Here is a 10,208-nt window from a genome sequence, read left to right on the forward strand (position 1 = left end):
GGGTGTACGTGGTCGCCGTGTTGGTCAGGAAGTTCCACCGGCACTCCTCGCAGAAGGGCGCGCCGCCCTCACGGGGCGTCCGGCACTGCGGGCAGAGCTCCGGCTCGGCGGCGAGGTGCGGCGGGCGTCCGCCGTGACCCCCGGGACCTCCCGCGCCCGGAGGCGGCGGAGGGGAGCCGGGCGGCGGGTATCCGTAACCGGCGCCCGGGGGCGGCGGTGGCGGCGGGGGTACGGCACCGGCCATACGGTGACCGCAGACCTCGCACCAGTCGTCGGAACCCGACTGGTGTCCGTTCGGGCAGGTCGGCATGTCGGCGCTTCCCCCTCTCCTTTCCGGCACTCGGGCCGGGTCCTGTGGCCGCGACGGGCCGGTATGGCCGAGCGTGTCCGGATCCCCGGTGGGGGAGCCAGGCTCTCTCGTAGCGGTACTACTGGGTCTTTCCGGTACTTCTCGGCTACTGCTGTTGCTGCTGTTCGTTCTACTTCTTTACACGAACAGTCTTTGTGGACCTGGTCTCGAGGGTCATCTCGTCGGCCTCCGTGACCTTTGCCTTCAGTCGCACAGTACCTGTCGCCGCGTCGACCACGTCCACCACCTTCGCAAGCAGTTTCGCAGTATCCGCGTTCCCCGACGCACTAGCCAGCTGGACGGCCCGCCCCAGCTTGGCCGTTGCTCCGTCGATATCCCCCGCTTTGCGGGCATCCAGTCCTTGCTGGATGACTTGCGCCAGTTCGGCCTGGCCCGTGTAGTGGGCGACCTGGGGGTTGATCGAGGTGGACGCGGTCATGTCGTCGGTCCACACGGCCTTCACCAGACCCTGGGCGCCGAGGTTCTGCGCGCTGCCGTCGGACTGCGGGACGACCAGGGACACGCGGGCGGCGAGCATCTCCTGGCCGAGGGACGCGGGCGGGACCTCGACGCACACGTGGTAGTCGCGGGACTCGTCCCCCCAGGAGCCGGTCGGGTAGTCGCCGGCGCGCGGGCCCGCCTCCGTGCGGCGGTCCGTCAGGTCCACGACGGTGGGGGCGACCTGCTTCACGAACTTGATCTGCGTGCCCACCGGGGTCCACAGCCGGAGGGCGACGTCCGCGACCTCCTTGCCCATGGTCGCCTCCATGATCTGCGTGAAGTCGGCGGACAGGGCGGCCGGGTCGGCGACGATGTCGGCGGTGCCGAGGAGGGCGGAGGCGATCGCGGTGACCTCCTTGACCTCCCAGTCGGTGCCCACTCCACGCGCGTCACAGGTGAACCGTCCGGCACAGGCGTCCAGCGCGGCCCGCAGGTCCTCGGGCGACTCGTGCTCGTTGCGGCCGTCGGTGAGCAGGATGCCGTGGCGTATCTCGACGTCGGCGGAGGCGAGCAGCCGGTCGGCGAGCCTCAGCCAGGTGCCGATCGCGGTGCCGCCGCCCGCGTTGAGCCTGCGCAGGGCCTGCTTGGCCTGGTCCCGGGTGGCGGGGTCGGCGACGGCGAGCCGGCCGCCGCCGGGGTAGACCTCGCGGGCCACATGGGTGCCGTCGATCACCGCGAAGTGGACCCCGTCGCGCAGGGTGTCGATCGCGGCGGCCGTGGCGTCGCGGGCGTTGCGCATCTTGGTCGGCGGGTAGTCCATCGACCCCGAGCAGTCGACCATGATCGCCACGGCGGCGGACGGGCCCTGGCCGGGCGCGTACAGGTGCGGCGCCGTGACCGCGCTGCCCACGGTGCCGCCGCCCGTCGCGCTCACGGTCACGATCGCGTTGACCTCGCGGCCGCCCTCCGGCAGGTACTCGTTCTGGTACACGTCCACCGAGAACTGCGGCACGTTCGACTTCGAGAAATTGGCCATGCCTACTCTGATCCCCCTAGCGGCCCCACAGCACGTGGGGTGATGACTGTGCGTGCCTCTGCCCGGACCGGTCCCCTCCGGTCCAGTCGGCCGTTCCCGTCCGGCCGCCGAGGCGCCCGCGAGTCCCCGCCCGCGAGCGTCCTCAGGCCGATCCTGCCCCCTGCGGCGGGGCCGGGAACGGCAGGACGGCCACTGTTACGTTGTCGTGGCCACCACCGTCCAGGGCCCGGCCGACGAGGACCTGTGCGCAGTGCAGCGGTCGCTGGGCCGCGTCGAGGGGCACGGCCTCGGCCATCTCCTCGGCGGCCTCCGCGTAGTTCCACAGTCCGTCGGTGCACACCACCACTACACCCGGCCGGTCCGGCTTGAAGGAAGCGGTGTGCGGCTCCAGTTCGTACGCGTCCGCGCCGAGCCAGCCGGTGATCGCGTGGGCGCGCTCGTCGGCGTACGCCTCGGCCTCGTTCATCAGTCCCGCGGCCACCATCTGCGCGGCCCACGAGTCGTCCTCGGTGAGCCGGGCCGAGGGGGCGCCGCGGTCCACCGGCACCCAGTAGGCGCGGCTGTCGCCGACCCAGCCGACGACGAGCAGCGTCGGGGTGACGACGGAGCCGACGATGGTGCACGCCGGCGCGTTCTGGTGCGGGGCCTGCTCCTGGGCCGTCTCCGGGTCCTCGGCGAGGGCGTTCACCGCACGGGACGCGGCGACGATCGCGTCGTGCATCGCCTGCTGCGGGTGCGTGCCGCGCGGCAGGGACTCCAGCAGCGTCTCGTTCGCGGCGCGGGCCGCGGCGAGCGAGGCGTCGTCGGGGCGGGTCGCGGAGGACACGCCGTCGCAGACGATCGCGACGACCGCGGGCGAGCCGTCGGGCAGCGCGGTCGAGGAGACGGCGAACGCGTCCTCGTTGCGGTGGTGGCGCAACCCCCGGTCGCTGACCGCGGCGACCGCGCCCAACTCCTGCTCCATGTGGTCGCGTTCACGTGGCTGGGCATGACCGCAGTTCTCGCAGTAGCCGTCCCGGTCCACCTGGCCCGCGCGGCAGGCCACGCACAGCTTCGTACCGGCCGGCGGGGTGGCGAGGTCGCCGGTGCGCGGGTCCGGCGGCTGCGGCGCGGCCAGCGGGTACTCGTCGGGCTCGCTGGGCCGGTCGAACCGTACGCCGCGGCCGGGGCCGGACAGTTCGCCGCCGCCGGAGTCGGTACCCGGGATGTCGGTGGGACGGACCACCGGCGGGGGCGTGTCCACACTCGGTTCGGAGGCGACGGGCCAGGCCGCGGACACGGCCTCGTCCGGCGGGTCACCGGCCGTCCCGTTCATCGTCAGGGTCGGGTGGTCCTCCGGCGGCGCGGACACCGCCGAGAGGGCATGGCCGCACGCACCGCAGAAGCGGTCGTCCGAGGCGAGGGGCCACTCGCAGATCGGGCACTTCGTCAGCGCGGTCGGCTGGGGCATCTGCGACATGAACTACACCCACGTCCGGGGGCGGTAACGGTTGGCACGTTCCACCAGGTCGATCCTCTCCTCGCCGCCTTGCGCGAGCCGGGCCAGCGTGCGGTACGCCCGCTCCAGTCCGAAGCGGAGGCCACGCTCGTCCAATGCGCTGCCGAGCAGCATCCGTTCGCCGCCGGCCGGGGCCACGGCGCCCTGGCTACCGGAGAGTACCCAGTCCAGGGCGCTGCCGAGGACCTCTGTGGACAACTGCTCGCGGCGCACCGCGTCCAGACCGTACCCGCCGAGCGCCTCGACCTGGCCCGCGGCGGCGGTCAGGTCGTCGAGGAACGGCGCGTCCGGGGCGGCCCCGGAGGCGAGCGTCGTCTCCGTACGGTGTCTCAACCGCGCCCGGACGGCGGCGACCCGGGCGGCGGTGTAGTGGATGGACGCCTCCGGCACGGACTCCAGGACGAGTACCGCGTTCTGCCGGTCCCCGGCGGTCAGCCGCACCCGGGCGAGCCCGAACGCGGCGCTGACGAAGCTGGGGTCGGTCGTCCACACCAGCCGGTAGTACTCGGCGGCGTTGTCGAGCTGCCCGAGGACCTCGGCGCACAGGCCCAGGGCCAGCTTGGGGGCCGGCTCGCCCGGGAAGGCGTCGTAGATCGCGTCGAAGGACAGGGCGGCGTTCTCGTGGTCGCCGGTGGCGAGCGCGGCCACGCCCCGGTACCAGACCACCCGCCAGTCGTCGGGGTGGTCCCGCTCCAGGGCGTCCAGCGTGGCCAGGGCGATGGTGAACTCGCCCATCTCCAGGCGGGCCCGCAGCTCCCGCAGCCGCAGCTCCAGGGAGCCGGTGGGCGCCGCGTGCAGCGCCGTGATCAGCTCGGTGGGCGCGGAGGCGATGAGACCGGCCAGGAACCCGGCGTTCGGGTCCCCCGGGTCCACGCGCGGCACGGGCAGCGCGAGCGCCGCGGCGGCGGTGTCCAGGGGCTTGGTGAGCCGCGCGGGGGCGGACGGATCCGCGCCTCTGGTGAGCAGCGCGGACGCACCGGGAACCGACCCGCCGCTCCCGGGGCCCGACCCGTCGACACCCGGGACCGACCCTCCGACGCCGGGAACCGATCCTCCGGCACCGGAAGCCGACCCTCCGTTCCCGGCGGGCGTCCTGCCCGCCCAGGGGCCCCTGCCCGACGGCACCGGGCGGGTGCCGAGGCGGGAGACGTCCCCGTCCAGCTCCGCGAACAACTCCGTGTCCGTGACCTTCACTTCCGGGCCGAAGAGCGTCGACAGCGCCGGGCGCGCGCGGCCCGTCTGGAGGGACACGACCTCCCGGAGCACACCCGTGAGCTGCTCCGACATCTCCTGCGCGGAGGCGAACCGGCGGGCCGGGTCGGGGTCGGTGGCCCGCACCAGCAGCCGGTAGAAGGACTCGTACTGGCGGAAGACCTCGATGTTGTCCGGGTCGGGCAGGGAGTCCACGAAGACGTTCGTGTAGCCCTGGAAGTCGAAGGTCAGCACCGCGAGCGTCCGGGCGACCGTGTACAGGTCGGACGCCACGGACGGGCCGACGTCGGCGACCTCCGGCGCCTGGTAGCCGACCGTGCCGTAGATGGCCGACTCGTCGTCGTCCATCCTGCGCACCGCGCCCATGTCGATCAGCTTCAGCTGGTCCTCGGTCTGGATCGCGTTGTCGACCTTGAAGTCGCAGTACAGCAGGTTGCGGCTGTGGAGGTGCCCGAGGGCCTCCAGCGCCTCGATGCCGTACGCGCACGCCTGCTCGACCGGCAGGGGATCGCGGCGGCCGTCCGGGGTGCGGCGGCCGTTGGCGATCTCCTTCAGCGACTTCCCGCCGACGTACTCCATGACGATGTACCCGTCCAGCGAACCCGTGCGCTGGTCGAGGTGCTCGACGAAGTTGTAGATGCGGACGATGTTGGAGTGCTCGATCTCGGCGAGGAAGCGGCGCTCGGAGATCGCGGCGGCCATCGCGTCCTGGTCCCCGGTGTCGAGGAGGCCCTTCAGCACGACCCAGCGGTCCGACACGGCCCGGTCTATCGCCAGATAGATCCAGCCCAGACCGCCGTGCGCGAGACAGCCCACGACCTCGTACTGGCCGCGCACGATGTCACCGGCGTGCAGCTTCGGCACGAACGAGTACGGGTGGCCGCACTTGGTGCAGAAGCCCTCCGTGCGGCCCGGCCGGTCACCGCGCGCCCGCCCCACCGGCGCCCCGCAGTCCGAGCGCGAGCAGAACCGCTTGCGCTCGGGCACCTCGGCGGTCTCCAGGACCATCGAGCGGGGGTCCGGCCGCGGCACCTCCGGCACCTGCACGAGACCGACGCCGAGCCGGGCCCGCCCCGAGGAGCTCGCGGTCTTCCCGGAGCTGCGCACCGACACCGAGCGGCCCGTCGACGTGCCCGACAGGGCGCGCGAGAGGCGGCCCGAGACCGACCGCCGCGACTGCGCGGAACGCGCGGACGACCGCGAGGACCGCGAACTGGAACCCGAGCCGCGCGAGCCCCGCCCCCCGGTGATGCCGGTCGGCGGGGAGGAGACCATGCCACTGGCCGAGACGACCGGCGCCAGACCGCAGGTGTCGCAGTACAGCTCACCGCCGCCCATGTCCTCGTACGACCCCGAGCAACCGGGCCGCTGGCACGACTGCTGCTGGCCCTCTTCGTCCGGCCGGCTCACGATTCCTCCCCTCCCCCGTCCTGCGGCTCCTGCCGGCCGGGCACGGGCGTGCCCAGCAGCTCCGCCACCGCGTGCTGATAGCGCAGCACCGCCTGTTCGGCGACGCGCAGATCGCAGGGCGCACTCCACAGCATGCGGCGCGCCACGTCGTACCGCTCCACCAGCAGCGAGTCCTCCGCCAGGCCATGCCGGGCGACCTTCGCCTTGTACGCGTCGAGTCGGCCGCGCAGCTCGGCGCGGACCGCCAGCGGCGCGGTCACCGCGGTCAACGACTCGCGGGCCCGCAGCAGTTCGTCGTCCGCCTTCTGCTCCAGAGACTCGAGGAGCGGGGACAGCCGGTGCCACTGCCCGTGTCTGCGGTACTCGGCCGCCAGCGCCAGCTGCTCCTGGAGCACGGTCGGCGGACCGCTCACCACGGGCACCTCGGTCGCGGCGATCTTCGCCAGCACCTCACCGCGGGCGCTGCGCGCCTCGGCGAGCGTACGGTCCGCGCGGCTCAGCACGTCCCGCAGCTTCACCAGCCGCGCCTCCGCGTCCTGGCGGACCGTCAGCACGGCCTCGATCTCCCGGCGCACGTCGTCCAGGGCGCGCGCCTCACGGTCGTACGTCGAGATGTCGGGGCGGCCGCCGCCGGGGGCCGAACTGCCTGGTGCGGGCACCCAGTAGGCGAGCGGGTCGGAGATGACCTCCTCGCGGAGCCTGGTCAGGGTGCGGGTGATCCGCTCCAGGTCGTCGCCCGCCGGGTGCTCCCCGGGGCGTACGCCCACGGAGTGCGCGAGCTGTCGGGTGCGCTGGAGCTCGGCGGCCAGTAAATCGATCCGGGCGGGCAGCGCGGACCACACCGCGTCGGCGGCGACGACCATGTCCAGCGACGCCGCGTACAGATCGTTCATCCGGTCCACCAGCGTGGACAGGGAGAACTGCTCGCTGAGCCGGCCGGAGCCCGGGAGCGTCGGCGCGTTCGCCATGGCGGTGGCGGAGCCCGCGACGGTGACGGCCTCGCCCCGCAGCAGTTCGGTCAGCTCCACCAGGTCCTCACGGCTGGACCAGCGGCGGCGCGAACGGATCTCACGGGCGCTGCGCAGCGCGTCGGAGTAGGCGTCGAAGTACGCCCACAGCAGCGTGATCGACGCCTCCGTGGACTCCCAGCGCTCCTTGGTGACGCCGGTCAGCTCGGCGCCTTCCAGCAGTCTGCGGCCCGCGTGGTCCTGGAGGGCGAGCAGGGAGGTCTCGATGGCCTCGTGCTCCGCGCCGAGCCGCGCCAGCGCACGGTCCACCTCGTCCCGGTCCATCACCGGCCCGGTGGATCCCGCGACGCCCATCGATCACCTCTCGCTCTGTCGGTGTCGGTCAACTTGCCTTGTCAGTCCCGGTACTTCTGGTCGGCCGGCGGTCGGGACCCCGTGGAGTCGTCGCCGAGGGTCGCGGACAGCCAGTCGTCGTACGACTTCTGCCAGCCGTCCTTGAGGTAGTCCTCCAGGACCTGGTTGACCCGGCGTACCAGATCTTTCGCGTCGCGATTCATCGCCACGCCGTAGTACTCGGTGGTGAACGGTGCGCCCACCAGCTTGACCGTCGGGTCCTGCGCCGCCTGGCTCGCGGCGAGCGCCCCGTCGGTGACCACCGCGTCGACCTCGCCGAGCTGGAGCCGGACCAGGCAGTCGAGTTGGTTGGGCGGGTTGACGGAGGTGATGTCGGCGGAGGCGACGAGCTTGCCGGACTTCTGGTCGGCCTCCAGGGTGTCCCGCGCGGTGGAACCGCTGGCCGAGCAGATCTTCTTGCCCGCCAGCGTCTTGTCGTAGCCCTCGATGGTCGAGGACTTGGGGGCGAGGACCTGCTGGCCGGTCTTGAAGTACGGCTGGGAGAAGGCGACCTCGTCCATCCGCGTGCAGCTGATCGTCATGGTGCGCACCACCATGTCGACCTGCCCGTCCTGGATCGCCTTGATGCGCTGGTTGGTGGGGATCGCACGGAAGCGCACCTTCGTCGGGTCGTCGAGGATCTCCTCGGCGATGCGGTGCGCGATGTCGATGTCGAAGCCCTCCAACTCCGCCTTGCCGTCGGTGTTGTTGGGGTCGCGGTAGCCCCAGCGGTAGCTGTTCTGGTCGACGCCGATGGTGATGAAGCCGTTGTCCTTGATCCTTTTGATCGCGGTACCGGACTCGTTCGACGAGGGCCTGAGGCTGCGGTTCTGCGGGTCGTTCCTGGTCTCGCAGTCGTCGTCCGCCCGGGCCTGTTCGCCGTGGGCGACGCCCTGCCCGCCGGTGCCGGCCGGTCCGCCGCCGCGGGTCCCGCTGAGCGGCAGCACCAGGGCGAAGATCACGGTCAGGGCGCAGACGACCGCCATCGCGCCCACGCCGCCCCAGCCCCTGAGGCCTGCCCGCAGGCGCCGTACCGCTTCCATCGCCCCTCCTTCCACCGTGTCGCCTCCCGCCGGCCTCATCGGTACTCCGAGAGCCTGCGCCCGATGCCGAGCACCGCGCCCGCCGCGGCGAGCACGGCCAGCACGGCCGCGCCGACGGGCAGCCCGGTCATCGCGTCCAGACCTCCCCTGGCAGCCTGCTCGAACTCCCTCTTCTCATGCCCGAGCGCCGTGTTCAGGTTCTCGTCGACCTTGTCGAAGCACTCGCCCGTCGGCTTGTCGCCCGCCCGGCAGTCGGGCGTGGCCTTGCCGCCGATCACCTGGTCGAGGGCGCACTGGTACTTGCCCTCCTCGTCGGCCGTACGGGCGCTGCGGTGCCGGTCCTGCCACGCCTGCATGTTGGCGAGGGCGGACTTCACGGGCTGCGCGCCCTTGTCGTCGTCGGCGAGCTTCCCGGCGGTGGCCAGCTGCGAGGCGAGTGCCTTCATCTCCTGGCCGAACCTGTGGTCGAACTTGTCGACGGAGACGTCTTTCTTGATCTCCAGGGTCTCGGCGCCCCGGCTGATCAGCGTCAGGTTCTCGTTGCCACGGGCCTTCAGGGAGGCGATACGGGCGTCGTTCAGCACGGTCAGGGACCGGACGCCGTGATCGTAGGAGTCGTTGAGATGGGAGCGGGCGAGGGTGTGGCCGGCGACCAGCCACAGCAGGACGATCGTGGAGGCCGCCGTCGCCGCGACCAGGCCGTGGTTCAACACCCGGTTGGTGTGCAGGTAGTTGCGGCGCTGGGCCCAGGCGAGGGCGCCGAGGGCGACGACGCCGAGGGCGATCGCGGCCCACGGGTAGGAGGTCGCGTCGGAGTAGTCGTCGCGCAGCCGCCGGTTCTCGTTGTCGTAGATCTTCTGGGCCTTCGGCAGCATCTGGTCCTGCATGATGCTGTTGGCGTACCGCAGATACGCGCCGCCCAGCGGGTAACCCAGCCGGTTGTTGGCGCGGGCCCGCTCGATCAGGCCCTTGTACTTCGGCAGCAGGGCGTTCAGTTCGGCGACGCGCTGCTCGGACTCCGAGCCCGGCTCGGAGGCCGCGGCGGCGGTGGCGAGGCCGTCGGCGGCCTCCCCGATCTCGCGCTCGTATCTCGCGCGGGACTCCGGTGTCTCCTGGCCGCCCGCGAGGAAGCCGCTGGAGGCGGCCGTGTTGGCGTCGGCGAGGGAGCTGTAGACGCCGGCCGCGGCGGAGCTGAGGGGCTGGCTGCTCGTCAGGACGTCGTCGGCGGCCGTCGCGCGGTCGTTCATCTGCCAGGCGGTGACGGAGCCGAACGCGACGACCAGCAGGGCGAGCACGGCACCGATGACGCGCAGCCGGCCGGGCTCGGTCGTCGCGGCGGCGCGCAACTGGTCGAGCCCCTCGGCGAACGCCGTGCGGCGGGGCGGGCCGCCGTCCGGGGCGGCGGGCGACAGCGGTGACCTGGACGCGGGCGTGGCCTGGGGCGGCACGGAGGGGCTCGCGCCCGGGCTCGCGGGCGGTGCCGACGGTGGCGCGCTGCCCTTCGGCGTGTATGTCACCTGACCTCCCCCTGGCCATCCGTCCATCACGTCCGCCCGGTACACGGGCAGAGGTGCACGGCCGCAAGTATCGCCGCCGGGACTGACATCCGCACAGGCCCTGACTCGATCTTGTTCCCCGATCGTGTCTTAGATGCTGCGCGGGGTGAAATCCTGCGTGACGGAAGGCTTCCCGCACCACCCCCTGCCCATGAATACGCCTGCCGCGTGGGTTCGGTTCCCTCGCACGTCGCACGTGTTCGGGGAGGGTGCGGGGGGCTCAAAGGACTTCGAAGTGGGCCCGCACGCGCGCGTGCACCTCTTCGGCCGCGCCCAGCCGGTCCAGGCCCAGCAGCGCGGCG

The 10,208-nt window shown here is 72.4% G+C and carries 7 protein-coding genes and 1 pseudogene; 1 reads left to right on the top strand and 7 read right to left on the bottom strand.

Annotated features, from left to right (window positions below):
* The 7 genes and pseudogenes from AOK15_RS48170 to AOK15_RS39995 form a co-directional block, all read right to left on the bottom strand.
* Positions 1-310 (bottom strand): annotated as a pseudogene (locus AOK15_RS48170) (FHA domain-containing protein); the annotation flags it as partial.
* Between the two features lie 169 nt (positions 311-479).
* A complete protein-coding gene (locus AOK15_RS39970; RefSeq protein WP_055524015.1) occupies positions 480-1,826 on the bottom strand; it encodes a vWA domain-containing protein in 1,347 nt (448 codons plus the stop codon).
* Positions 1,827-1,968: 142 nt separating this feature from the next.
* Entirely contained in the window at positions 1,969-3,285 is a 1,317-nt protein-coding gene (locus tag AOK15_RS39975; RefSeq protein WP_055524017.1) for a PP2C family protein-serine/threonine phosphatase, read from the bottom strand.
* Positions 3,286-3,288: 3 nt separating this feature from the next.
* Positions 3,289-5,874, bottom strand: a complete 2,586-nt coding sequence (locus AOK15_RS39980) for a serine/threonine-protein kinase (RefSeq protein WP_107099620.1) — start codon at positions 5,872-5,874, stop codon at positions 3,289-3,291.
* 68 nt (positions 5,875-5,942) lie between these two features.
* On the bottom strand, positions 5,943-7,268 hold the full coding sequence (locus AOK15_RS39985; RefSeq protein ID WP_055524019.1) for a hypothetical protein: 1,326 nt from the start codon (positions 7,266-7,268) through the stop codon (positions 5,943-5,945).
* 41 nt (positions 7,269-7,309) lie between these two features.
* On the bottom strand, positions 7,310-8,350 hold the full coding sequence (locus tag AOK15_RS39990; RefSeq protein ID WP_240508817.1) for a glutamate ABC transporter substrate-binding protein: 1,041 nt from the start codon (positions 8,348-8,350) through the stop codon (positions 7,310-7,312).
* Between the two features lie 35 nt (positions 8,351-8,385).
* Positions 8,386-9,867, bottom strand: coding sequence for a hypothetical protein (locus AOK15_RS39995; protein WP_205632314.1), 1,482 nt, complete (start codon positions 9,865-9,867; stop codon positions 8,386-8,388).
* Between the two features lie 133 nt (positions 9,868-10,000).
* Between AOK15_RS39995 and AOK15_RS46295 the strand changes: the two genes are divergently transcribed.
* A partial coding sequence (locus AOK15_RS46295) for a hypothetical protein (RefSeq protein ID WP_205632315.1) occupies positions 10,001-10,208 on the top strand: 208 nt, incomplete at its 3' end.

This window comes from Streptomyces ossamyceticus, assembly GCF_001418475.1.
GTDB classification, from domain to species: domain Bacteria; phylum Actinomycetota; class Actinomycetes; order Streptomycetales; family Streptomycetaceae; genus Streptomyces; species Streptomyces ossamyceticus.